Origin of the sequence: Streptomyces sp. NBC_01210, assembly GCF_036010325.1 — a bacterium.
GTDB lineage: Bacteria > Actinomycetota > Actinomycetes > Streptomycetales > Streptomycetaceae > Streptomyces.
This window is the reverse complement of sequence record NZ_CP108549.1, coordinates 265905-290865: the sequence shown is the minus strand read 5'-3', so window position 1 is coordinate 290865 and position 24961 is coordinate 265905. Positions and strand designations below refer to the sequence as shown.

Below are 24961 nucleotides of genomic sequence, written 5' to 3'. Positions count from 1 at the left end.
GCGACCCCTCCGTCCCGCGGAGGGGCCGTCGCGAGGGGGAGGCTGGGCCGCTGAGTACCTCCTGTGGTGGCCCGCAAGGGGAGGGGCAAGGGCACGCGGTCCCTGAAGCCTTTCAGCGTCAACTGAAACTCCTTGCAGTGCACATGTATTGGGGGGAGGGTGGTGGTGCTGGTCAACCGCTGCGGGCTTGGCCGGTCCGCGGGGTCGTGGGGGTCCGGCGGGCTACGGCGGAGAGCGCGACAGGCGGTCGTCCGGCAGCGTGGCGAGGCGGTGGGTGGATCCTCCCTGTCCATCCGCCGCTTCCCATGGTGACCTGAAGCGACAGGAGCATGCCCCGAGCCCGGCACCGGACCGCCCCCTGCCACAGGGCCCGTCCGGCGCCGGTATGCCTCCGTCTCCGAAGTCGTGCGTGGCAGCTACTGTTTCGGCTTTCAGCTCACGTGGCGGGTGGTCTCCCATCGGCGATCGCTCTGAATTCCCTGTTGTGCCACAACAGGGGCTCACCCGTCCCGACCTGGGCGGCCGCGACGCGCCCCACCACCGCGTGATGGTCGCCGTACGCGCGCAAATCCTCCACCAGGCACACCGACCATGCCAGCGCGTCGTCGAACACCGGAACCCCGAGCACGGAGCGGACCGCTGCGCCGGCGAACCGCTGGGCGGCGCCGGTCGCGGGGTCGGCGAACCGTACCGCCCGTTCCCGCTGTGCCGGCTTCAGCAGATGTACGGCGAACACACCCTGGGTCCGGATCACCTCAAGCGTGCGCGAACCGCTCCGCAGGCAGGCAAGCAGAAGTGGTGGCTGCGCGGAGAGGGAGGTCAGGGCCGAGACTGTCATCCCCGCGGGACCTGACGCGCCCTGGGCGGTGACAACCGAGACGCCGGCAACCAGTTTTGCGTAGAGGCCGAGGCACAGTGCACTATCAGGCCCCGGCTCGTCGAAGAGTTGTTCCCAGCCGACCGGGGACACGGTCCGAACGGGACGAGCTGACGTCATCGAGTCAGTCACGTGCGGTACGAACAAGATTGGCTCCTTCGGGCCCGTCAGCCGGCACGACCGAGGCGACCGTGCCGAGCAGGCCCCAAAGGATCCGCACGACATTGTTGCGCAGCGTGGACTCCGCCACGGGGTCGAGAATCGCGGTGAGCGGAGGCATTCCCAGGTCGAACGTGGCCTGGAAGGTGACGACTGTGCCTGCGCCTGTCCCCGCAGGCTCACAACGCCATGAGCCCTCGAAGGTCTCGAAGTCGCCCGACAGTTGCTCGAACGAAAGCGTCAGCTCCGCAGGGGAGAAGACATCCCGTTCCGTCCAGTAGTCGCGGGATAAAGGACGGTAGGCGTCGCTGGTGGCCACCATCGCGGCGATCGGGACCACCCCGCCGCTGAGACCTTTGCCAACCAGCAGGATGTCCGGGATCACCTTTTCGGCATCCACCCCCCACCAGGAACCCAGGCGTTCGAGACCGGTCTGCACCTCGTCCACGACAAGCAACGCCCCGTACCGGCGGCACAACCGGGACACCTCGGAGAGATAGCCGGGCGGCGGAATACGCACTCCGCCCTCGCCCTGAACCGGCTCGAGGATCACGCAGGCCCGGTCACGCCGGTCCTCCAGCCGCCTCCAGCGCCGCACTGTCCCCGTAGGGCACCGTGGTGGTGTCTGGCAGCAGCGGAGCGAACGGATCCTGGTACATCCGGTTCGCTGTGACGCTCAGAGCGCCGAGGGTCTTGCCGTGGTAGCCGGACTCCATGCTGACGAGGGCGTTTCACCCGTGTGCCCGGGCCAGCTTCAGGGCCGCCTCGGTCGCCTCGGCTCCGGAGTTGACGAAGTGGACCATGTGCAGACCGGGAGGCGTACGTGCCGTCAGGACCTGCGCGGCGCGGGCCGCGACGGGCTCCAGGAAGACCCGTGTGGCGAGCGGATGACGGTGCAATTGCCGGTCTACGGCGGCGACGACTGAAGGGTGGCCATGGCCCAGGATGAATACCCCGTAGCCACCGAAGTCCAGGAAGCGACGGCCGTCATGGGTGTGTACCCATGGCCCCTGGGAGTCCACCTCCACCATCCCGCCGAGCATGGCGCCGAGCGCAGCCTTGCCTGAGCCGAGGTGTCTGCGGTACAGGTTGACGGTCTCCGGACCGTGGGCGCGGGGCGCAGGAAGGGCCATGGTCATGATGCCAGCTCCTTACGCACCGTGGGTACGTCGTGTGTGCATTCCGCCCGGTTGGCAGGCCCAGTACTCCAGGTTACGGATCAGTGCTGTTCGCAGGAATTCTCGGGACACGGACTCGCCGCAGCGCACCGAAGCCGAGGTGTCCTGTGTCGTGCCCAATGATGTGCCCAGGGGCAGGTCCGGTTGAAAGACCAGCAGCAGCTCCGCATAGTCCCGAAGCCTCTGCCGGAGGGACGCCGGGAATTCCGCTGCTTCGATCAACGGCAGCAGGAGCCTGTGCACCGATTCCAGCGGGATCATCCGGGGTTTGTGAGGTCGTGGCCCGTAGTGTTCGGCGAACTCCAGGCAGATGTCCACGACTTCGTGCTGCGCCAGGGCGTGTGTACCGGCAGTCAGCCAGTACGGGCCGCTGTCACACCGCTGCGGATCAGATCGCCCGTGGCGCGGGCAACCAGATCCTGGGGAACAGTGTCGATCCTTGCCTCCGGGGCTCCGGGGAGCACGGGCACCTGGCCCTTGACGATGGCACCCAGGGTCCTGGTCAGCCCCTGTGCCCCGGCGATGCGCCCGGTTGCCGAGTCGCCCATCACGACGGAAGGGCGCAAGATCGTCGCCGGCAGCGCGGAATCGCGCACCATTTGTTCGCACTCCTCTTGGACGCCAGATACGAGGCGGCGCCGGGAAACTGCTGAGAGTGTTCGTGGGGCAGAGGGGTTGGCGGCCACGAAAGCGGTGCTCATGTAGTAGATCGCCGCTCCCGCAGCAGCGGCCAGGTCCAGCATGGCGCGTGTGCCGTCGACGTTGGTGCGGCGGATCTCGTCCGGATCAGCCCGCCAGTTGGTGGCGGCTGCCGAGTGGACCACCACATCCGCCTCCTCAGCAAGGCGGTGCCAAAGGGCGGGCTGCAGCCCGAGGCCAGGAGCCAGCAGATCGGCTGTGACCTCCTGGACCCGGGGATCCTGTAGCGGCGTGCGATGCCGGAGGCAGATGATCCGGTACTGGGGCCAACAGCTCGTCGATCAGCGCCCGGCCAAGGACGCCGTGCCGCCGGTGAGGAGGAGGGTGGGTCGATCTCCGGCCGAATAGGGCCAGGGAGGTGACGCGGACGGGACGTCGGTGAGCCGCTGCGGTAACTCAGTCATCGGGGGCTTCCTCGATTGCTCGTAGCGGACAAGACAGGGAACGCGAGGGAGGGCGACCGAAAGAAAGGAGGGGAGTGGTCAGCCCGGTCAGACAGGTGAGACGGAAGGGGATTGAGGAGGGACCGAGGCGAAAGGTCAGGCGATGGTGAGAGGACGGCTGGCGAGATGGCCGGCCAGCGGCCCGGCCATCCGGGACCGCGTCGGCGGGTGCAGACTCAGACCGGCGGCGCTGACAGCCAGTTGCCCGATCTCGTCCGAGGCCATGAAGTTCAAACCACCCACAGCTCCACGGCACGCGGTACCACCCGGGCAATGGTGTCCTGTGCGCAGTACCGCACGTACAGCGAGTCCGCCAACGTCGCCTCGTCCGGCCCCTCGGCATCAACTCGGCGTGCGATGGCCTCGACTGCGGCACTTGCGCCCTCGATCTCGATCAGAAGCCCGACGCGTTCGTGCTCCGGCACCCGGTCATTGGTCAGCACGTGCTCCACCAGTGCACTCGCCGCACCGAGATAGCTGCCTGTCATCAGCACCTCGAACCAAACGAACCCGGCGATCTGTACTGCGTCCATCCGCTGCCCGGACGGGGAGGCGGTGCGCACCAGCAACTCCGTTGGTACCAGCACATCGTCGAGGGTGACCTGGCCGCTCTCCGCACCGGCGAGGAATCTTCTGGACCAGAAGTCACTGACAGTCAGCCCCTCGCTCTCGGCGGGGGATCAGTGCTACCGCCAGCTCATCGCCCTCGCCGTCCTCCCTGGGCACAGTGACGCTTGCGGTCAGCAGGTCCATGGAGGGGCCAGGCTGCAGGGGCGCTTGACGCCGCTGATTCGTACGCCTTGGGCTGTGACGTCGGCGGACACGCAGCCGCTCGGTGCCATGCCGGACTCGGCGGGCGAGGCGTCGACCGCGAAGACCGGTCCGGCTGGTGACGGGTGGCCAGGTAAGCGGCGTGCCGGGCCGCTACGCCACCGAGGTCGCCGACGTACAGCCAGGACAGGTCGGCCGGTCGAGGCCCCGAACCGCCGGAACGGTCGGGTGCGATCCGTAGACGGCCTGTCAGAGCACCTCAGGCTGCCTTCTACGCCCTTCGCCCAACGCCCTCACCAGGCTGACGGTCGAGCGGCGGCGTGAAGCGCGGCGTCGACGCTGTGCCAGGCGGCCGACTGTTCGATGAGCCCCGGGCGCTCGGTCTGGCCGGACACATTCCTGCTCAGCGATTTGTCCGCGGGTGCGAATGGCAGGTCCGGCCGATGCTGCCCCGGTCAGGTGTCCGACGTGTTGACCGGTGAGGCGACCGTGGGCGCTCTGCGCCGTGATCCGGCGCCCGTGAACGCGCCCGGGACGGCACCGAGCCCTTGCCGGTGCGCAGGCCGATCGCCTGTGCCGGGTGCTACGGCGCCATGCACTACCGCCCATGTGAGGGCTGTAGTCGGCGGAGGAGTCTCTGTGGCGTGATGGGAGCGGCACGGGTTTGGGGAGTGTGACCAGCCTTGGCCCGTGCAACTTGACCGGATTCTATCGAAACAATGTTCTGTCGAACGATCATGACCAACGTTTTAGGACAGATAGAACAGTGCGAGGTCCCGCAGGGCCTGGCCGAGGGTTCGGTGGTTGGGGTCGGTGTCGCTGCACCAGGTGGTGGTGTAGTGCTTGGCGCCGGGGTGTTGGTCCTCGCGGAAGCGGATCAGTTCGGAGGCCTGGGCTTTGCTGATGGTGGAACTGCGGCTGTGGCGGAAGTGGATGTTGCCGGTGGGGGTGCCGAGTTGGGCGTACGCGTTGACGAGTTCCCGGTCCCGTGAGGCGGTGAAAATGGCGGGGCCGAAGGGAGCCCGCTATGTATGTGTTCCCGTCTACGTCGTCTGGTTGTGCCGGTGGGGTTTTTGGTGGGGTGTTTGAGTACGATGCGGTCGGTGAGGGTGACTGGGGGGTAGTGTTTCGGGAACGCTGGTCGGTGAGGCTGAACGAGGGGAGCCAATGATGGTGCAGGCGGTTCAGCGGGCGGTGCGTATTTTGCGGGAGCTGGCTGGTTCGGGGCCGAGGCTGGGGGTGACTGATCTTGCGGATCGTCTGGGGGTGGCGAAGCCGACTGCTTATGCGTTGCTGAGGACGTTGGAGGGTGAGGGGCTGGTGGTTCAGGATGCGGAGACGGGGAGGTACTGCCTGGGTCCTGGGCTGGTGTATCTGAGTAATGCGTATCTGGATACGCAGGAGTTGCGTACGCGTGCGTTGACGTGGGCGGATGTGTTGGCGTCGCGTGCGGATGAGGCGGTGTGGGTGGCTGTTCTCTCCGGTGATCAGGCGTTGGTGGTGCATCATGCGTTCCGGCCGGGGGGTGCGGTTCAGGTCTCGGAGGTCGGGGCGAGTATTCCGTGGAATGTGTGTGCGCTGGGGAAGGTGATGGTGGCGCATGCGCCGCGGGAGCTGCGTGATCATCTGCTGGAGCGGGATCTTGCTGTGCTGACGCGGGCGAGTGTGGATGAGCCGGTGCGGCTGGGGCAGCAGCTGGAGGAGATCCGCAAGGCGGGTTATGCGGTGGAGGACCAGGAGTCCGCGGTGGGGGATGCGGGTATTGCTGCGCCTGTTTTCGACAGTTCGGGGTTGCCTGTGGGCGCGATCGGTGTGGTGGGTCCGGTCGAGCGGGTTCTGGCCGGGGCGAACCGGGAGCAGCTGGCTGTGGCGGTTCGTGAGGCGGGCCGCAGTCTCTCGCGCGAGCTGGGCGCGCCCCGGGGAGCCGGCGCACGCGCCTGACCAAACCCCACACAAAACCGTCATTCTTGCCAGAGGGCAATGACGGCTGCCTCCGTGTCGATGGCCGCGTGGCGGCGGTGCCGAGCGGCATGGTCCTCGTTCGCACAGGTCACCGCAGCGGCCAGTGCGCTCAGCGCGTCAGGGGCAGAAACGACAAAGTCCTGGGTGCCTTGTCGGCCGTCGAGTGTGGCGAAGGGCATGGTGACAACCCACTGCTCCATCGGCGGCGACATGGGGTCAAAGACGGGCGCTGTGAACACTTCTGTCCCGTGCTGGTCGGAGGCAGCAGGCGGCGAGGACAGGCTATGGCACGGTGCGTCACCATCGGGGTGAGCGCTGTCCGGGGCGCCGTAGGTGGGACGGGCGGCGGGGTGGATGTGGGGGAATTCTTGCGTAGACAACGTGCGCTCCGGTGCGTGGTGTGAGGGTGAGGCGGGGACAACAACCACACTGACCGGTGCAGGGGACCCATCGCGTCCACCTGAAGAGTGCACTCCTGGTACCCCCGCCGATGGACGCGGTCCGTCCGTACCCTGAGAGATGTATAACCCTTCGTCCCACTACTCAGAGTGATACAGCAAGAAAGCAGAGTATTGGGGGGATCTCCTGATGGGTGTCCCAGCTTCCTTGGTCTAGTTTCGGAACATGGGAGAAAGTGCCAGGACCTGGCTGGTGGCGCTCGGAGTCTGCGCGGTGATGATTGCCTTCCCCGCGCTCGTCAGAAGTGATGCGCCGGACTGGACCAATGCGTCAACGGCGGTGGCCAGCTGCCTTGCACTCCCATGGTGCCGACGATGGCCGATTCCGGCGCTGGCGTGGGCGCTCGGGTTTTCGCTGGCGTCAGTGCTTCTGACCGCCCTCGTGTTCCCGGCCGCCTACCCCGTGCTCTTCGCTCTGTACATCATCGGACGGACACAGTCGGTACGCGTGACCGTCCTCTGCACGGCGGTGTGTCTGGTCGCGGTCTTCGCCACCGTTCAGTGGGCACGCCATGTGCCGTCATTTGATTTGCGCAACGGTACCCAGCTCGGCTGGTTCGTCGCTGCGGCCGCGATCGGAGTGGCCGTGGACGCTCATGCCAACTATCGAGAGGCTGCCGAAGAGCGTGTGAAGCGCGCCGAGGAGTCAAGAGAGATCGAAGCGAGCCGGCGGGTCGCGGCGGAGCGGTTGCGCATCGCGCAGGAGCTGCACGATGTCATCGGCCACAGCATGGCGATGATCAACGTGCAGGCCGGTGTCGCGGGGCATGTGATCGACAAACATCCCGGACAGGTACGTGAGTCCCTCGAACGCATCAGAGTGGCCAGCAGCACTGCGCTGGAGGAGATCCGAACCACGCTGGGGCTGTTGCGGCAGGCGGATCCCGAGCGGCTGCCTGTGGCACCAGTGCTTGGCCTGAACGACGTGCCTGCGCTGGTCCACCGGGCCAGGGCAGGTGGAGTGAATGTCGACTACACGCTGCGAGGGAATGTGCGGGAAGTACCAGCCGTGACAGGCTCCACGGTCTATCGGCTGGTGCAGGAGGCTCTGACCAACGCCGTGAAATACGCAGGCCAGGGTGCCCAGGTTGAGGTCGAGGTCCATTTCCACGAGCGGCACCTGCGAGTCGCGGTCACCGACGACGGCGGTGGGGTGAGGATGGCGTCGACGGAAAGCAGTTCTCAGCTGGGTCTGCGTGGCATGCGGGAGAGGGTGGAGGCGGTGGGTGGAACGCTTGAGGCGGGACGGCGCTCGCCGGGATTCCAAGTGAAGGCGACCATCCCGACGGAGGCGTCATGACAGTGCGTGTGCTGCTGGTGGATGACCAGGTGCTGGTCCGTTCCGGTTTCAAATTGCTCATCGACTCAGAGCCTGGGCTGGTGGTGGTGGGGGAGGCCGACGACGGCGAGGCAGCCGTCGCACTGACCAAGGAGCTGCGTCCTCAGGTCGTGCTGATGGATATCCGGATGCCTGGCATGGACGGGATCGCAGCTACGGGGATCATCTCCGCCGACGAGGAGCTCAACGATGTGAAGGTCGTTGTCCTCACCACGTTCGGTCACGATGAGTATGTCTTCGGAGCGCTGCAAGCAGGCGCCAGCGGCTTCCTTATGAAGGACACGGTGCCGGCCGAGCTGGTTGCCGCAGTCAAGACAGTTGCCATGGGCGACAGCCTGCTGCTGCCGGAGCGTACAAGGCATCTCATCGAGGAGTTTGTCCGCCGCGACGAGTCGGTGCCGGAGTCGCATGCCCCGGAACTTGACGTGTTGAGTCCGAGGGAGCGAGATGTGCTGGCCGTTGTGGGCCGAGGGTTGTCGAACAACGAGATTGCAGAAACGCTGGTTCTGTCGCCATTGACGGTGAAGACGCACGTCAGTCGTATCCTCACCAAGCTCAATGCCCGCGATCGTGCCCAGCTCGTCATGATCGCCTACGAGTCCGGCCTCCTCACTCCCGGGACATGAGCGATGCTGTCGATGGGCCCAAGGTTCACCTCGACCGCGATGCCAGTCGCTCCGCTTCCCTTATGTTCGTCCTGAGCGCGGTCTGAGCGCATATATCCGGTCTGAGCGCAGGTCTCAGCGGCTGAGCGCTGTCTCGTCCCCCATGATGACCACCGGTTTCTTCGCCGGGTCCAGCCAGCGCAGGAGTTCGCGCATGTGGTCGCGGGAGACGGAGACGCAGCCGTGGGTGGGGCCGTTGTGGTCCACGTGGATCCAGATGCCGCCGCCGCGGCCCTTGCCCATCGGGCGGTTCGGGTCGAGAGGGGTCATGCCCGCTTTTCGGTTGTAGTTGATCGCGATGACGTAGTCGAACGAGCCGTCCAACGGCTCTCCCTGGATGCCCTTGCCGCTGATGGTGAACTGGGAATTGTGGTCGTAAGGAAGCTTGGTGCCCGGGTTGTCGAGCAGGCCGCCCGCATCGGTGAGACCGAAGACGCCGATGGGGGAGCGCAGGTCATCCTCCTCATGGTGGTCGGTCCAGCCTTTGTCTGCGGTGTGGGAGGGCCAGGGGTCGCCGAGAAGTTTCCAGCCGTCGGCATCTCGTGTGTATCGGAAGACCATGGACCGGCTGGAATCCTTGTCGTCGCCAGTGACGAGTACGGCCTGGAGCGCGTCGGCCGGGACACGGGCACGGGTTGCCTTGCCGAGCGCGGGTATCTCGCGCGGCTCCGGGCGGTGTGCCTTGTTGTTGCTGCCCTGCTGAGTGGTGGAGGGGGCCGCTGGTGATGCGTCCGTCGATGCGCAGCCCATCACGAGGAGCAGTGGGGCAGCGGCTATTGCGAGGAGAGTTCGTGAGGCAGGCATGGCGAGCTCTTTTCTCAAGGTGAACCTTTACATGTGACATGTGAAATTGCATACTACCCTTGGAATGGGCACGTGAACAGAGGGAGTGTTGATTTTCTGGCGTACTCGTGTTTCGCGCCGTTTGGCCCCGCCGGCCGGCAGTAGGGCAGTCCAGTGTTGCGAGCGCGCGTGAAGGCTATTGCCCTTCTTCAACCGTGTTGGCCAAGCCCCTGCTTGGGCGCTGTCACAGAACGGGGCCGGTCAGCGGGAGAACGAGCAGACATGGAACTGGCCGCGGATGTGCGGGGTCAAGTGCGTTGAGCATGAGTGTCAAGGCGATGGGGTCGTAGGAGAGTTCCAGATGTTCGCTGTAGTCCAGCGGACAGGAGTCCTGGACGACGATGTTGTCGACGTTTCGTCCACTGAGCAGGGAAGATGTATAGGGGGTGACGATCTGGTCGTACTTGGTGGCGATCACGGTGTAGTGCACACCGGAGACCGTGTCGCCGTTGCGGTTGAGGTCGTTCAGGAAGTCGGAGTCGACTTCCTGTTGGGTCATGGCGGGGGCGACTGCATTGAGGCCGCTGTTCACGAGTCCCAACAGGTTGAGCTGCTTGCCGAGTTCGGTCAGGCCGACCAGAGTGGTTCCGTGATTGGGTGGGGCCAGTCCGACAAGGCGGTTGACCTTGTCCGCGCCGCCCAGGTACTTGAGATAGTAACGGGGCATCATCGCCCCCTGGGAATGGCCCACGATGTCGACCTCGGCCGCTCCCGTGCTGCGCCGTACGGCGTCGACGAAGGCGGCCAACTCATGGGCGGAGTCACGGATGTCGCCCGTCCCCTGCGCCCATGCGTCAGGAGTCAGCCCACCGAAGTTGAGGGCGAAGACGCAGTACCCGTTGTTGGCCAGCAGGGGAGCGGCCGCAGCCCAGTTGTCGTGCATGTTTTCAAGGGTCCCGTGGAGCAGGATGACCGGGTGGGGGTGGGCGGCACTGGGCCTGCAGGACCAGTCGTTGGCACCGTCCGGTGCGATGCGGGGAGTGGATACGTTCCAGAAGAACGCTTCCGCGAAGTTGTGGCGGACGGGCCGGTCCTGGCGGTCGGCCGCTGACGCCGGCGTGACCCCCGCACAAGCGAGGGCTGCCGCCGCTGCGAGCGTCACGAATCGTCTGGAGGTGCGCTTGGCTCTTCTGGCCGATTGGTACACGGCAATTCCTCTCGGGGGTGCCCTGTGTCGGGCAGTAAAGAAGTGATCAGGACGGTGGCGCGCTGACGCGGATGATGCCGACGAAAGAGTGTGCGGACTGCACCCCATCGGCCCGCGATCCGGGAAGGAACGTAGTAATCGGGAATCCGCGGGTCAACGCCCAGAATTCCGAGGCGGAGAAAGTCGCGCACCGCATAGCGTTTCCGTGGGCATTACGCTCACCACGGTGAGTGATTTCACGATTAAGTGCCGTGCCGGCCTCCGTCGGAGAATCGGCTGCCTGGGAGGTGGGGGCACTTCGACGTGCGGCACCCCAACTGAGCTGAGGACTAGGGTTCTGCGAGGGTTGCGTGAGCGCGGTCTCCTGAGAGGATTGATCCGGGAAGCGCTGCCGTATATCAAGGGACAGCCCACAGATACGGGCCGGACGAGGACCGGGCTGAATGGCGCTCCCAGGCACGGGTTGTGCACGTGGATCGCCGATGACGCCGGACCATCCATCGTTTACAGAATCAGGAACCAAAGGTGGGACGAGACTTGCAGGCCTTCCGAGGGATAGACTGGAATGATCTGCCGCAGGGGCTGGCATCGGCCCTTACGTCGAGTTTGCCGCGTCTCTCCGAAGAGATCGTGACCAGGATCCGGCAGGAAATTCCGGAATTCTCCGATGTGTTCCAGGGGCCGTACCGGCGTCGCATCCGCCAAGGGGTGGAGCGAGCGCTGAGCGAATTCGTGTTGCGTGTCTCCCGGCCGACCGGCACACCGTGGCCGAGCCCGGAGGCAGCAGAGCTTTACCGTGCGCTGGGGCGTGGGGAAATGCACGGTGGGCGAAGCCTGGACGCTCTGCAGGCCGCCTACCGGCTGGGGGCGCGGCTTGCCTGGCGCCGCTGGATCGAAGTGGGCACCAGACAGGGGGTCTCGCCCGCGAAGATGTACCGCCTGGCCGAGGCGGTGTTCGCGTACATAGACGAGCTGTCACGTCTCACTGTCGAGGGGTACAACCAGGCGGCGGCGGGCAACGGTGATGAGAAGCAGCGGCGTAGAACTCGCCTCGTGCAGGCATTGACGGCCCAACCGTCCCTGTCGGTGGCCGTCCTCGAGCAGCTCGCTGACGCAGCGGAGTGGCCTCTTCCACCCGTCCTGTCCGGCGTGGCCCTGGCGCCGGCCCCGCTGAGCGCCGCGGATGCGCAGTGGAGTGAGCACCCGTTAAGTGACGAAGTGCTGTTCGCAACCGACGGACCATTGCCTTTCCTGTTCGTGCCCGACTGGGGTCCTGACACCGGGCAGCGGGTGCGGGAGTTGGTCGAGGGACGCCATGCGGCCGTGGGTCCCCCAGTGGCGATTGCCGATGCCGCGTGGTCGCTGGTCTGGGCCCGGGAACTACTCGAACTCGGGGCGCGGGGTCTGGAGGGCAGACCAGACGTCTTGATCGGCGCAGACCACCTCTGCACAATGGTGCTTCTGAAGGACGAGCATCTGGTACGGGTATTGATCGAGCAACTGCTGAGACCGCTGCGGGGCTTGACCGGCAAGCAGCAGGCCCGGTTTTCCGACACCTTGCTGGCGTGGATAGAGACAGCCGGGAATGCGCGCGAGGCGGCAGCGAATCTGGGTGTACATCCGCAGACAGTGCGGTCTCGCGTCCGTCGTATTGAGCAGCTCTTTGGTGACGAACTGCGCTTGCCGGAGAGACGTTTCGAGATGGAAGTCGCGCTCAGAGCTCGTCGGCTGGGGAGAGGGCTCTCTCCGGCCGTGCAAGGAAAAGAAGTTCGTCCACAAGCAGGTGCGGCCGCAGCAGGCCCGGAAGCGACGGCGTCTCAGAACGAGTACGGTCCCAGACAGAGCCGCTGAGAACCTGGACGAAGTGCTGACTGCGACGAGTGTGTTGAGGAAATGAATCTGCCCCGTGAGACGACTTGGGAAAGTGATGCCCCGCTCTTCGTTGACGGGCCCGCGTCACTGTCCTACCTTTCCGTCGACCGCTTGTCAGGGGCCCAGGGCGTCTTCGATTCGCCTCCTGAGTACACACGGCTGATCACGGCCGCGCCCTGTCCAAAGAATCGATGAGTTGGCGCCGATTGCGCACTCGGTGTCGACGGTACAGGCGGGTGAGGTGTGCCTCCACGGTCTTGATGCTCAGACAGAGAGTGTCGGCGATCTCCCGGTTGGAGGCCCGGTGCTTCAGCATCTCGATGATCTGTTCCTCCACCGCACTGGGCCCGTTCTGCTGGTCGGAATTCCCTTCAAGCAGGGCACGCTCAGAAGCCGCTGCTTGAGCCCACGGCGCGGCACCAGCGATGGTCAACCGCTCAAAGGCCTCGGTCAAAGCCACACGTGCGAGCCCCTTGCGCCTCGAGCGGCGAAGGATTTTCCCGAGTGCCAGATGACCGCGGGCGATGTCGAGGCGGTATGGATGGTCATACCAGCGGTCGAGATCGCCACGCAGGCCGGTGGCTGCTCCGGTGGCGTCGCCGTCTGCCGCGCGCCACAGGGCCTCGGCTCTGCTCAGTCCGACAAGTGCCGCCCAGCGCCCCAGCCGGTCAGCCTCGTCGAGAGCGTGGCGGATGACGCGATAGGCCCTGACCGGTTGGCGAGCGGCGATCAGAGCCTCGGCGAAGTCGGCCTGCCAAAGGGTGACTGCCGGGTCGGACATACCCATGTGCTCTGTGAGCACGGCGAGTTGCTGGAACGTCCCCACCGCCGCTTCCACGTCGCCCGTCACCAATTGTGCCCGCCCGACGACGGCGAGCGCCACGGCCCGGTTTCCATGGGAGGGGCCTGCCTTCTCCAGGGCCCGCGTCGCACGGTCGAGAGCCACGGCGGCCGACCCCGCGTTCACCTCGGCGGCGGCACGTGCGAGCAGCGAAGCAAAGGGATCGCTCACCTTGAGCAGATGCTCGGCCCTTCGCGCCACCACCAGAGCGTTGGCGCAACGTCCTGCCCGGTCCAGGAGAGCGGAACAGGTGGACAGGACACCCCCGAGTTCCTGGGCCTGTTCGTGCCGCTCCACCTCGATACGCAGATCATGGACAGCCGCGAGAGCTCGAGCGCTCTCGCCCTGGTGCATCAGCTCTGTCGCCCACATCCGGCGAGCTTGCACCGCGGGTACCGAGAGTCCACGTCTCAATGCATGTCTGTGTGCCCACTCCAGACGCTCAGCCCCTTCAGTTCTGCCACTTGTCAGTTCGACCACACCACGCCACGACTCAATGCTGATGAGGAGGTCGTCGTCCTGGCTCTGTCGGGCAGCCTTCTCGGCGCGGGCCGCCTCCTCGAGGGACGCTTCGAGATCCTGGTTGTGCAAGGCCCTGGCCCGGGCGAGTCGGACGCGGGCCTCGACGCGGGCGTCCGACTTCGCGTCTGCCAGGGCTGCGTCAAGGAATTCGGTGGCTGCCGGCGAGTCCTCGCCTGCCGCCTCGGCAAGTTGAAGCCGTGCCGTGGCTCGCACGGAAGGACCGGCTATGTTGATCGCGGACTCCGCGAGGTGCCGGGAAAGGAGGGGGCGTCCGCTGCCAAGAGCGTAGGTACTCTGGGCAAGGAGCCGAGTGGCCAGCGTCTCCTGGGCATCCGGTGGGGTCTTCACGCAGGCCAGGTAAGACAGCTCCAGAGTGAGCGACGGGTCGGTCCGGGCGGCTTCCTTCGCACAGGCAGCGAGCGCAGCGGCGAGGCAGCGGTCGGTGCCCCGGGTTGCCAACGCTCGGTTCCGTAACTCTTCAAGCGGGTCCGATGCGAGGACCGAGAGTGCGGCGTGGGTGTCACGGCGGCGCGTGACCGAGGCGGAGACGTAGAGGTGGCGGCCGTACAGCGGCTGAGTGAAGCGCAGGCAGCCTGCCGCGTCGGAGACAAGCACGCCGGCTTGCTCGGCCCGGGCGATCGACTCGTCGGACCCGAATGCAGCCAACAGCCTACGCGTGGGACGCCAAGCAGCTGCCGCCGCGAGGAGCACTTGATTGTCCAATTCGCCATGGAAGTGCAGCCGTTCATCGAGTACCGCGCGCAGCCTTGGAGTGATGGGTATCGACTCGAAGGGGCGCAGCGGCTTGAGGCAGGAGCGCAGGGCTTTCGCCAGTTCGATCGCGTAGAGGGGGTTGCCGCTGCTCAACTCCACGACCAAGAGGCGCAGTTCCTCGGGAAGGTTGCCGTACCGCTGTTCCAGCAGTTTGGTGACGACGCCGTCATGGAGAGGTTCCAGCGTGAGGACCCGCACTGGAGGAAGCGCTTCTAACCACCGTGCAGACTCGGGTACAGATGCCAGCACTGTCAGACCCCGCACACGGCGTCTTGCCAGCGTCAGGGCATCGGCCGTCGCCGTGTCCAGGTGGTGCGCGTCGTCCAGAATCACTGTCAACGCTGTGGTGCGTGCGAGGTCGCTCAGCACGTTCAGCGCAGCCCGCCGGTCCATGCCCGCTGCGTCCCCCGCAGAGTCTGCGACGTTCACGAGGAGGTCATGGAGCGTCTCCAGCGGGACATCTGCACAGCATGGCAGCGCTGTGCTCCGCAAGACGTGATGGGTCGTCGACAGCCGCTCGGCGATGTGGTCCAGAAACGCCGTTCGGCCGATGCCGGGGGCGCCGGTGACAACGACGCTGGTACCGGTGACGAGGAAGTGCTCCACTTGACGGGCCACCGTGGCGCGGCCCATCAGATCATGCGTTTCACTCATGACTGCCATTGTAATGGTATATACCATTGAGCTTGCCAAGTGACGCGCGTTCCGCGGCTCGCTCGGCAGCACGGGAAGGCCGCACATCATGTGTGGGAACGGCGACGGCAAGACCGGTCCTGGCCCGGCGCGCGCGAGGCCCGGCCCGGACATCGTCCGGGCCGGGCGCACCGGCTGTCCGGTGTTGCCGCTGTTCCGGTCTAAAGGACGATGCCGTTCGCTTCCGCGCGCTTGTTCGCGTTGGGGTCTTGCTTCTTCCTGAGGAAGGCCTGGACGCTGTCGAACGCACCGCGATTGTCCCTGATCACATCAAGGGTCTTTTGCCGGCCGCTGTCGTCCCTCCAGATCTGAATCAGGGTGTAGGCGACGTTTGCCTCGATGTCGTTACCTTGCCCCCTTGTTTTGTTCGCGGGTGCCAGGTTCGTGGTGCGCACCTGAGGGTCACCGAAAACATAGACGGGTTCCGGGTCCTTGAGCAGGTAGGAGGCCACCGCGGTGGCGAATCCTTCGGACCATGCGCATGTGGCATCGGTGCGCGAGTGAATTCCATGCCCGAGTGGGCATGTGTTTTTCGGCAGCCCGTTCAGCCGGTCCATGACATAGTGACCTGCCTCATGGAGCAATGTGTGCTTGGACCGGCCGTCATTCCGATTGAGGTACATCTTGTCGTCGTCGCCCCACTGAGGGCCTTGGCTGTTCGGCCACACGACAGTGAGTGGAGCATCAATCGCACGCTGCCGGTTCAGCAGGTTGAGGGTGTCGATCATCGTGAGGGCCGTGCCCACGTCGCCCGATGCTGACGCTGTTACGGCCTCGCTCTTGGTGACCTGCCCCAGGGTTGTCTCAAAGGTATAGGGACTCCCGTTCCCAGGACTGACTTGCCAAGGCTGTGACCGATTAGTGGCCTTGGCGCTGAACCTCAGCTTGGCATCCTTCATCGGGCCCTGTGCGCAAGCTCGGAAGAACCCATGGTCGTCCGTGGAACCGCTGCGGATAACGATGGTGGTCGTGCGCGATCCGGTCTTGCCCGAGAGCTCCCATGCGGCGTTGCGGACGAGTGTGTCCTTCTCCACGTGTCCGGCTTCCGCATCGATGGACTTCGCCGTGAGCTCACCGCTGACGCAGACCTCCGGATCGGCCGCGTTCGCCTGTTGCACCAGCAGGGGCGCTGTGATCGAGACAGTCACCGCGCATGCTCCAGCGACAATCTTCTTCTTCGACGGCCTGGCCTTGTGCTTCATGCGAACACGGCCTTTGCTTCGGTACTGCCTGCCATGAGTGGGGGACCGGTTGTACGAGAGTGATGAGAGAGATGACCGGTGACATGTCACCCGTGGTCAGAGAAAATGGACATCCGCATTCCCGCTGCGATGTCCTCCGTCAGCGCGGGCTGACGCGTGAGGGGGAATCCGGGTAGGTGAGCCCGTTTTTCCTTGCGATGACGGAGTCTCGGGCGGCAAACGCCGGATAGGCCTCTCGCTTGGCCTTGAGGAAGGCTTGGAAGTCAGGGATGGGCTCCTTTGCCTTGCTCATCACGTCAATGGTTCGCTTCCATTCACCGGGACGGGCCCACATGTCGAGCAGGGCGCTTCCGACGCGGCCCTGGACCTTGTCGCCCTGCTCCCAGTCCGCACGGGGCTGGAGGCGCAGTCGTTGGGGATCGTGCGTCGGGTCGCCCCAGACGTACTGCCTGTCACCCAGGGTGTGGGCGGCGACGGCGTCGGCAAACCCTTCGATCCATGCACACTTGAGGCCGCCGCTCTTGATGACGTAGTGCGGGTCAGGGCAGTCGGTCTGCGGGATCTGCTTGTTGAACAGTGCGTACATGTAGGCGTGGCCGGCCTCGTGAAGGAGTGTGTGCCGGGAGCCGGCATCCACCTGAGGCAGGAAGACGAAGTTGGTGCCGCTGCCGTCATTGTTGTGGTCGAAGAACGGGCCACGGCTGAAGTATGGCCAGACGACAGTCAGCTGACTGCAGGGCGTTCCGGTCTCGTGCCGTGTCCAGCAAGGGGTGCCGCTGTTGCGTTCCACATACAGCTCGTTGAGCGCGTCGACCATCCTGAAGGCCCCGCCGGCCTTGCCTGATGCGAGGACGACACCGACCCGACGGTTCGCCGTGACGTTACGAAGGTGCTTCGACTGAAGTGTGTGCAGCGATGTCTCGGGCTTCTCGTAGTCGCTGATCACTCGCCACTTGTCGAGTCCGCTGGAGCGGAATTCCACGTAGGCCTCGTCCATCGTGGCAGCGGAGGCGGCGCAGGCTCTGAAGCTGCCGTTGTTCAAGGTTGCGCCACTGGCGAGCTGCCGGAAGCCGGTCCCGTTTCTCTTGCCCATGAGTACCCAGGTGGCGTTCCGGACGGCTGACTCGGTCACCTTGTAGCGGGCTTCGGCGTCGGCGAACCTGGCCTTCAGGGTGCCGGTTAGACAGATCAGGGGCGGGGCAGCATTGGCCTGCTGGACGAGGAGGGGCGCCATTACGGAGACCGTCACGGCGCATGCTGCGGCGAAGGCGATCTTCTTTCGCGATCGCTGGGCCTTGTGATGCACAGGAACTTGCCTTTGCTCTCGGTCATGCTTGCGGTGGGTTCCCTGATCCGCTGGTCGTCTGCACAGGCCTGAAGATGGCCCGGACTTGGAAACCTATGTGAACTGTGACATTGCATAGTCAGGAAGGTGTTGGGGTGAATTCTCGGTTCCCCAACGCCCCGGGCGTACGGGCGATGCGCGGATCGCACGTTGGCCAGAACGCTCTGGCGACTGTCGCGAAGAGGCAATTGATCGAGGAACTCTGCAGCCGCTGTCGCTCGGGGCCCTCGCCTGAGGACGACACACGCCCAGCGCGTTCATCGCGGGGTCGGTCAGTGGGAATGACTGACCGGATAAGGGCGACACGGTGGTCGGGTCCCTGCCGGACGGGGCCGGGTCGAGTGGTGCGGGAGCTGTTGCGGTGTCGATCCCAGGGGGTTCGTGCATGGGACGGCCTTCACTCGCTGTGCGGTGGTTGGGAGGTCAGGCAGCGGTCTGGCTCTGCCTCTCCGTCTGCGCGTCGTCGCATGGTGCGGTTGAGTGCGTTACACCACACACCACGTGCGTGGCGGGCACCTTGCGACGTTGGAGTGCGCTTGGGTTCAGCGTTACAAGAAGGCGTTCAGTGTTACTGAATAGGTGAATGATTTCAAGACTTTGGATGAACCTTCTGGAAGCTTGTTGAGCCCGGGCTGGGCAGGAGGGGTCATGACCCCAGCTTCCGCCCCACACTCGCTACGCCCGTGGCGCCGTCGTTGCCCGGTAGCGAATGGGACGAAGTGCTCGTTACGGGTATGGGAATTCCGCAGCGATGGCGGCCACTTGGCGCGTCGTCCTGGGTGTTGTTGCCGGGGTCGCCGCCGGGCATGCCGCGTGGAGGTATGCCTTCTTCGTTCGCTGCGCCCTGCTAGGTCGCAGGAGTGCATGCGTCGCCACCGGGTGACGACGTCCTCGGAGGTATAAACGGTGACATGGTACATTCCAATGGTTCGGCATTGCTGAACGCCTCAGAGATGGAAGGCGCCTGGGGAACCCCAGCGTGCCAGCCGAAATTCTCCTCGGGCGCGGCGACTTCAGCGTCAGGCGTTTTGTTCGTTGGGATCGAGTCTGATCGGCGAGAACGCTCCTTCTCACGCTGGATGTCCCGGGCCGTACTCCGCTCTCGGAACAAGCGAACCGAAGGACCATCGATGGAACAGATCGCCGACGTCGTCAGCTGCAATCCGGACTACCCCCCGGAGGTCCTCGTCTACACGCCCGCGACCAGCTGGGACGGCGTAGTGCGGACTGTGGAGCGTGCGCGGGTGGCGGCGCGAGAGTGGTGGCACAGTGGAGCAACCCACCGTGCGGCAGCTCTCCACGCTGCCGCTGAGCGGGTCGAGGAAGCTCGAGACATCCTCATCGACCTCATCTCCCGCGAGGTCGGCAAGCCGTCGGCGGAAGCAAGAGGCGAGGTTGCGCGGGCGGTCGCGATTTTGCGTTACTACGCTCAGCAGCCCTACGACCCGATCGGCGCCGTCCATGAGCCGGCCCAAGGCCGGGGCATGCTCCTCACCCGCCGCTCACCCCACGGCGTTGCGGGTCTCATCACGCCCTGGAACTTTCCTCTCGCCATACCGGTGTGGAAGGCCGCTCCCGCTCTCGCGGCAGGAAACGCCGTGGTACTAAAGCCCGCTCCGCCTGCTACGGCCTGCGCACTCGAGCTGGCCCCATTGCTCGCAGAAGTACTGCCGGAGGGCTTGTTCACGGTCGTGCCCGGGCATGCGGAGACGGGCGCCGCGCTTGTCGAGTCGGCTGACGTCGTTTCCTTCACAGGGTCAACCGCAGTAGGTCGTGCCGTTGTCCAGGCGGCGACTGCTTCAGGGACGCCCGTGCAGGCGGAGATGGGCGGTCAGAACGCGGCGATCGTCATGCCCGATGCCGAGATCGACGAGACGGCAACCCAGATCGCCGGGGCCATCGCCGGATACGCGGGCCAGAAGTGCACGGCGACCAAGCGTGTCATTGTGGTCGGTGATCCCGCTCCGCTGCGCGGGGCACTCGTCGAGGCCCTGAAGAGTATCGAGGTCGGCCCCCCAGCGGCAGCGGGAACTGTGTGCGGGCCAGTGATCTCCGCACAGGCACGTGCCGCGGTTCTGGAAAGTGTGGCGGGTGCCCGCGTCCTGGCGGGCGGTTTCGAACTCGGCTCTCGCCAGGGCTGGTACATCGCCCCCACGCTCGTCGATGAGCTCGACGACGGGCACCCTCTCCTCCGTAACGAGATATTCGGCCCTGTCGCCGCGCTGGTGGCCGTGCCCGATCTGGACTCTGCCCTGGCCGCGGCCAACGGTGTCGTTCAAGGGCTCGTCAGCTCGGTGCACACCAGCAGTCTCGGCACTGCTCTGCGCTGCGCGGACGAGCTGGACACGGGGCTGATCAAGGTCAACGCTCCGACGACAGGCGTCGATTTTCACGTGCCCTTCGGGGGGGAGAAGGAATCGAGCCACGGCAGTCGTGAGCAGGGCAAGGCGGGCATGGACTTCTTCACGCGGACCCGCACGATCACCCTTCGTCAAAGTACTGCTGTTTGACGGGCTGTGCTGCCCCGCCCTCTCGTGAACTCTCCGGTTGAGACTCCCGATGAACTATGTCTCGTAATGCTGAACGATATTCCGACTTTCTTCGTACTGGGAGGAGCGGGACGGAGCGATGGTCGTTCGACGAGGCCATGGCTCGGCACTGGTTCCTGCGCCGACTGACGTCTGAAGAAAGAGGTCCGATGTCACAGAAGGAAGCTGCCTCGCTCAACGAGCGTCTTGCTGGCCTTCCTGATGCCGCGCTGACGTCTCTCTTGCTGGAGAGCCGTGGGGCGGCGCAGTCCGCCCGGCACGCCTTGCAGCTCCGGCACCTGCCTGCCGCAACTCTGCTGGCCGGGCTCCTTTGCCCGGATCCTGGGCAGGCGCGAGAACTGGCAGCCGCCGGCTTCACGGAGGTGGTTGAGGGAGTTCGCAGAAATGGGACCCCGCGCGGCTCCTGGCGACTGGCTGTCCTGCGAGCTACGGCGAAGGCCGCACTGGCCATGTTCGGACCACCCGATACCGAAGCCCGAACGAACCGCTGCCTCGACGGGGCGTATGCCCTGCTCACCAGTGCCCCGCAGGGCACGCTGTGGCATGTTCTCGTCGAACAGGATCCACCTGAACGTGTCTCGCGTATTTTGGGACTTCCGGTGGAGGACATCGGCCAAGGTCTGCGACGCGCCCGGTCCGCACTTCGGGACTGCTACCTCGACGTCTACCGTGATACTTCGCCCAGTGATGGCTGCCGTGCCCACCTGGGGTTGCTGAGGGCATCAACAGAACGTGTGGATGTTCCTCCAGACCCGGCCGTTACCGATCACCTCGCCTCCTGCTCTGCCTGCGTCGAGGTGGTACGGACGCTGGTACAGCTGGAACGGGGCCCCGGTCCACTCCTGGCGTGTGTACTGCTCGGGTCGCCGGGCGCGGGGTACTTCGGCCTCTGCTCCGAACGGCGAAGCGTACTGGGGCAGGTTCGCAGCTCCCCCCTCGACGGGGCCACCGCGAACCCGTCTCCTCACCTGAATTCCAGCATTTCGCCCGACAGTACTGACGGTAGGCGGAGGCGGGGGGCGGATCCGCCCGTGGAGCCGGAAGCGCCTCGTCGGTCGAAGACGCCTGTCCAGCCGGGACGGCACAGGAGGGCAGCCTTTCTCACCAGTCCTCGGCTCAGGCGGATCGCTGCTGTGGGTAGTGCTGCGGCGTTGGCCCTCCTGGCCGCGGCACTCGGGGCGTACTACGGTGCCCGCCCCTCCAGTTCCTCCCCGCCCCCGAACCCGTCCCCGGCCACGCCTCCGCATCGGGTTACGGTCGAGCCCCCGGCCTCGCCCGCGACGCCTGCTCCGCAGAACTCACCCGGACCCGTTTACGCACCTTTCCAGCACCTGGCCACGGGCCGTTGCCTCAGCGCGGTGGGGCCCTCCTCCTCGGCTGAACGAACCCTGGCCGTGCGCCCGTGTGACGTCTCTCCGGCGCAGCTCTGGAACCTCGACAGGACCACCGGCCTGATGCGTATCAGCGACTCTCCCGAAACATGTCTGGCCGCCTCTGGACACCGGGCTGTACTGAGCGAGTGCCCGGACAGCCTTACAGCCAAGAGCTGGCCGTCGCGGATTGTCGAGCAGAACGGTGTCGTGCGACTCGCGTCCGATCTTGAACGGGTGCTCAGCGTGACGGTGACCGCGTCCGGTCAAGTTGCCTTCCGGACCCGGTCCGAGAACCGGTCGATTCCTCAGCTGTGGCGTCAGGGGATCGGATGACCGGCTGGATCCGCTCCACCACGAGCCTCCGCAGATGCCGTACGGCTCGAAGCTGTCCCGTCCGATCCGAATCAGACTTGATCAAGGAGTTCACATGGTGCGAGCCGCGCAAAGGGCTGCTCGACTCCTCAGGGTGCTCGCCGAGGCGGACTCCCGCCTCGGGGTGACTGACATTGCCGACCGCCTGGGTATCGCCAAAGGGACCGCTCACGCGCTGCTGCGCACCCTGGAGGCAGAGGGGATGGTCATGCAGCACCGCAAGAGCGCCAAGTACCAGCTCGGCCCTGAAATGCTTGTGCTGGGCCACGCGTACCTCAATTCCCAGGAGCTGCGGAGCCGATCGCTCGTTTGGACGGTGCTGCTGGCAGCACGCACCGGGGAGGCGGTCTGGGTCGGCGCGCTGACGGGTGTTCGCCTACTCGTCGTGCACCACGCCCCCAGGACCGAAGGAGGGTCGCGGATACCGGAGATGGGAGAGATCCTGCCCTGGAGCACCGCGGCCCTGGGCAAGGCCGTGGTCGCTTTCTTGGCCGAAGGGGACAGGGAGCGGCTACTCGAGGGTGAACTTGCCACGCTCACCGAGTTCAGTGTTTCTGACGCCGCCGAGCTCCGCGCTCAGTTGGAGCAGGTCCGGCTGACCGGTTACGCGCTGGAAGACCAGGAAACGTTCCGAGGGGAGGGCGGCATTGCTGCACCGGTCTTCGACAGGGGAGGTGAGGTCGTCGGGGCTATCGGCATCGTCGGTCCGGTGGAGCGCTTGCTGAGAAAGGCTGTGCGGCAGGATCTAGCGGAGGAGGTGCGGGAGATCGCCCGCCTCCTCTCACGCGAATTGGGCTCGTGCAGTGGCAGGCGATGAGCCATCTCCGGATGGTCATCGCGCGCCCCCCTGATGCGGACGGGCAGCGTCAGACCCTGCCGACGCGAACGTTGTCCACGGCCCAGTACCAGTTGTTGCCCGCATTTCGCAGCCGGAACTTCACGCGCGCGGTCTTGGCTCCGGCAGGCACCGCCGTGACAAAGCTGTCGTGGCTGTTGACGACGTCGACACTGAAGGTCTTGAGCACCCGGTCCGGGCCTCCGTCAAAGGAAATGATCAGGTCCCCGCGCTGGTCGCCGTCCTGCGCGTAGTGCGTGACGAATTCGATCGTCATCGCCTTCGCCGCACCGACGGCGCACTGCGGCGAAACCAGAGTGGAGTCGAAGGTGGTGGTGTCCGACGGACTCCCCAGGTCGTCCCACTCGTCGGGGTCCGCCACGGCCAGAACCCCGCTGGAGAGTGAGAAATCCTCGCGCCCTTGATCCGCTCCCGCTCGCGCCCAGAAGGCCATCGTGGTGAGAGTCCAGCCGCGCCATTCACGGACGCCGTTCTGCGGCATCTGTGAATTGTCAACACTCCATCCTGCACCGAACGCATGGGTGAAGCCCTTAACCGACTGAGGGATGTTGGTCTCATCCAGGCTGCTTGTCAGAGCTCCGTGCCCGGCGTCGAAGCCAGAGAAGCAGGGCGAGCCTTGAGGCTGCGGTGACGTCGTGGTGGAAGCCGACGCATCGTGTCGGCTTGCCGGGGTCGCCGCTGCGGCGTAACGGGTACCGCTCGGAAATAGGGGTGTGCGGGGGGCGTTGGGCGAGATGGTCGGTGGTGGCGAAGGCACGCGGTCGGTTCGGGACTCGTCCAGTGCAGCAGAGTGACTTCGGGCCGACTCTCGGTCGCCGGTGGTACTCGCGCTTTGCTCGTGCGGGAGGTTGTCCTTGGCGACGAGCCACACGGCTGTGGTGGCCATCACCCCGCACGCGAAAACGGCGAGTCGTATGCGCCATCTTTTCGATCCGCTATGCCATGCGGGTGGGCGAACGTGCTGTGCGGCCAACGCTGTTCTACGGGCCGTCACATAGTCCGCGGCTCGCCAGCCGATCAGCGCAACAGGGAGCACGGTCCGCAGTGTGCGCTCCTTGTCAGTGAGCAGGCGAAGGACCCATGTGCAGTGCAAACACGACAGCACATGCCTTTCATAGTCGACGGGTCGGGAGACGCCGGGCCTGCGGATCGTCGCCGAGAGCAGGCCCGCGTAGCGAGGGCACTCAAGGTCCAATGTCCGGTGTCGGTGTTCCCGCAGGCATGCCTCGCGAAAGGCCAGCCATGCGGGGGAGGCCAACATGCCCGCCGATGAAGTGGTCCCCAGAAGCACCGCGGCCGTCTCGGTGGATTCGCCTTCCACACCGACGTGCCACAAGACACTCTGCGTCTTCTTGGACACACTCTGAAATGTCGCCAGGGCAAGGGTTTCCTCGTTCGCGGCTTTGACGCGATACGGATCGAACCCACGGCAGTGCCTCACCCAGTCTCCGAATCCGGGATCGAGCTTGTCACGACCGGGCAGGCCGAGCCACTCGCCCGCCACATCCTGCACCGCCCTGAGCACCCCGATGCGCCACACCGGATGCTCCTCGGCGGCAGGGGCGCGGGTCGCGCTCCGGGCCATTGCCTCGCACGCGAGCTCCTCGGCATCGTGTTCCTCCCGGCAGTGCATCCGGGCGTAGGTCAATACCGCGAGCTTGTGCCGTCTGTTCAACTCCGCGAACGACGCCTGGCCGGCGGTGCCAGTGGCCCGCTCGCGGCCGGTGGCGGACATCGGGAGCACACCCTCGATGTCCAGGCGCACGGTTTCCGCGAGTTTCGCGTCGGCTGCGGGAAGTTCGACGGGCGGATGCTCGCCCTGTCGGATCGCGACCATGATCCGCCTTCATGCCTTGAGGTGAGCGACGCCCGCAAACCCGGGATAAACGTGACCGGTGGGCCGGGCGCCAGGATTGAAGAGAGGATACAGTGTTCAGGCATGGTGAAAGATGTTTAGGATAGCCGTTTAGTCGACTCTTTACTGCTCGGCGCTCGACGGTGCTGGGCTTGCAGATAAAATG

The 24961-nt window shown here is 65.5% G+C and carries 20 protein-coding genes and 1 pseudogene; 7 read left to right on the top strand and 14 right to left on the bottom strand.

The genetic code is table 11. From position 1 onward, the window contains the following. Window positions 1-436: 436 nt before the first annotated feature. The 7 genes and pseudogenes from OG735_RS01185 to OG735_RS01155 form a co-directional block, all read right to left on the bottom strand. Window positions 437-997, bottom strand: a complete 561-nt coding sequence (locus OG735_RS01185; RefSeq protein WP_327321262.1) for a flavin reductase family protein — start codon at window positions 995-997, stop codon at window positions 437-439. Window positions 998-1001: 4 nt separating this feature from the next. Further along, window positions 1002-1556 carry a type II toxin-antitoxin system RatA family toxin gene (locus OG735_RS01180; RefSeq protein ID WP_327328172.1) on the bottom strand — a complete coding sequence of 185 codons (555 nt, stop codon included), beginning with the start codon at window positions 1554-1556 and terminating at the stop codon, window positions 1002-1004. Window positions 1557-1599: 43 nt separating this feature from the next. Beyond that, window positions 1600-1752 (bottom strand): hypothetical protein, encoded by a 153-nt coding sequence (locus tag OG735_RS01175; RefSeq protein ID WP_327321261.1) that lies wholly within the window; start codon window positions 1750-1752, stop codon window positions 1600-1602. Between the two features lie 15 nt (window positions 1753-1767). Further along, window positions 1768-2175 (bottom strand): aminotransferase class III-fold pyridoxal phosphate-dependent enzyme, encoded by a 408-nt coding sequence (locus OG735_RS01170; RefSeq protein ID WP_327321260.1) that lies wholly within the window; start codon window positions 2173-2175, stop codon window positions 1768-1770. 12 nt (window positions 2176-2187) lie between these two features. Next, window positions 2188-2475 (bottom strand): hypothetical protein, encoded by a 288-nt coding sequence (locus OG735_RS01165; protein WP_327321259.1) that lies wholly within the window; start codon window positions 2473-2475, stop codon window positions 2188-2190. A gap of 92 nt (window positions 2476-2567) precedes the next feature. Then, entirely contained in the window at window positions 2568-3083 is a 516-nt protein-coding gene (locus OG735_RS01160) for an SDR family oxidoreductase (RefSeq protein WP_327328171.1), read from the bottom strand. 369 nt (window positions 3084-3452) lie between these two features. Beyond that, a pseudogene (locus OG735_RS01155) lies at window positions 3453-4180 on the bottom strand (acyl-CoA dehydrogenase); the annotation flags it as partial. A 1114-nt stretch (window positions 4181-5294) separates the two neighbouring features. On the opposite strand from OG735_RS01155, the gene OG735_RS01150 reads away from it, so the two are divergent. Beyond that, a complete protein-coding gene (locus OG735_RS01150) occupies window positions 5295-6068 on the top strand; it encodes an IclR family transcriptional regulator (protein ID WP_327321258.1) in 774 nt (257 codons plus the stop codon). A 20-nt stretch (window positions 6069-6088) separates the two neighbouring features. Here OG735_RS01150 and OG735_RS01145 read toward each other — a convergent pair whose 3' ends face one another. Continuing rightward, the gene (locus OG735_RS01145) at window positions 6089-6289 is read right to left on the bottom strand and encodes a hypothetical protein (RefSeq protein ID WP_327321257.1); all 201 of its coding nucleotides are present in this window, start codon (window positions 6287-6289) and stop codon (window positions 6089-6091) included. A 451-nt stretch (window positions 6290-6740) separates the two neighbouring features. Here OG735_RS01145 and OG735_RS01140 point away from each other — a divergent pair, with 451 nt between their 5' ends. Together OG735_RS01140 and OG735_RS01135 are read left to right on the top strand one after the other, a co-directional pair. Next, entirely contained in the window at window positions 6741-7847 is a 1107-nt protein-coding gene (locus OG735_RS01140) for a sensor histidine kinase (protein ID WP_327321256.1), read from the top strand. Then, on the top strand, window positions 7844-8512 hold the full coding sequence (locus OG735_RS01135; RefSeq protein ID WP_327321255.1) for a response regulator transcription factor: 669 nt from the start codon (window positions 7844-7846) through the stop codon (window positions 8510-8512). Before OG735_RS01140 ends, OG735_RS01135 begins: the two co-directional genes overlap by 4 nt. Window positions 8513-8626: 114 nt before the next feature. Here the strand turns inward: OG735_RS01135 and OG735_RS01130 are convergent, their stop codons facing one another. Both OG735_RS01130 and OG735_RS01125 read right to left on the bottom strand, forming a co-directional pair. Beyond that, window positions 8627-9355 (bottom strand): L,D-transpeptidase family protein, encoded by a 729-nt coding sequence (locus OG735_RS01130; protein ID WP_327321254.1) that lies wholly within the window; start codon window positions 9353-9355, stop codon window positions 8627-8629. 223 nt (window positions 9356-9578) lie between these two features. Then, window positions 9579-10649 carry an esterase/lipase family protein gene (locus OG735_RS01125; protein WP_327321253.1) on the bottom strand — a complete coding sequence of 357 codons (1071 nt, stop codon included), beginning with the start codon at window positions 10647-10649 and terminating at the stop codon, window positions 9579-9581. Window positions 10650-11078: 429 nt separating this feature from the next. Between OG735_RS01125 and OG735_RS01120 the strand changes: the two genes are divergently transcribed. Continuing rightward, window positions 11079-12392, top strand: coding sequence for a helix-turn-helix domain-containing protein (locus OG735_RS01120; protein ID WP_327321252.1), 1314 nt, complete (start codon window positions 11079-11081; stop codon window positions 12390-12392). Window positions 12393-12576: 184 nt separating this feature from the next. Here the strand turns inward: OG735_RS01120 and OG735_RS01115 are convergent, their stop codons facing one another. The 3 genes from OG735_RS01115 to OG735_RS01105 form a co-directional block, all read right to left on the bottom strand. After that, window positions 12577-15315: a LuxR C-terminal-related transcriptional regulator gene (locus tag OG735_RS01115; protein WP_327321251.1), complete on the bottom strand. Its 2739-nt coding sequence runs from the start codon at window positions 15313-15315 to the stop codon at window positions 12577-12579. A gap of 89 nt (window positions 15316-15404) precedes the next feature. Continuing rightward, on the bottom strand, window positions 15405-16445 hold the full coding sequence (locus OG735_RS01110; RefSeq protein WP_327321250.1) for a hypothetical protein: 1041 nt from the start codon (window positions 16443-16445) through the stop codon (window positions 15405-15407). 139 nt (window positions 16446-16584) lie between these two features. Then, window positions 16585-17679 (bottom strand): hypothetical protein, encoded by a 1095-nt coding sequence (locus OG735_RS01105; RefSeq protein WP_327321249.1) that lies wholly within the window; start codon window positions 17677-17679, stop codon window positions 16585-16587. Window positions 17680-18920: 1241 nt separating this feature from the next. Here OG735_RS01105 and OG735_RS01100 point away from each other — a divergent pair. From OG735_RS01100 to OG735_RS01095, 3 genes are all read left to right on the top strand, one after another. After that, window positions 18921-20300 carry an aldehyde dehydrogenase family protein gene (locus OG735_RS01100; protein ID WP_327321248.1) on the top strand — a complete coding sequence of 460 codons (1380 nt, stop codon included), beginning with the start codon at window positions 18921-18923 and terminating at the stop codon, window positions 20298-20300. 56 nt (window positions 20301-20356) lie between these two features. Beyond that, complete coding sequence (locus tag OG735_RS41745; RefSeq protein ID WP_442812362.1) at window positions 20357-22045, top strand: ricin-type beta-trefoil lectin domain protein; 1689 nt, start codon at window positions 20357-20359, stop codon at window positions 22043-22045. 94 nt (window positions 22046-22139) lie between these two features. Beyond that, window positions 22140-22901, top strand: coding sequence for an IclR family transcriptional regulator (locus tag OG735_RS01095; RefSeq protein ID WP_327321247.1), 762 nt, complete (start codon window positions 22140-22142; stop codon window positions 22899-22901). 49 nt (window positions 22902-22950) lie between these two features. Here OG735_RS01095 and OG735_RS01090 read toward each other — a convergent pair whose 3' ends face one another. Continuing rightward, window positions 22951-24777: a hypothetical protein gene (locus tag OG735_RS01090; RefSeq protein WP_327321246.1), complete on the bottom strand. Its 1827-nt coding sequence runs from the start codon at window positions 24775-24777 to the stop codon at window positions 22951-22953. Window positions 24778-24961 lie beyond the last annotated feature (184 nt).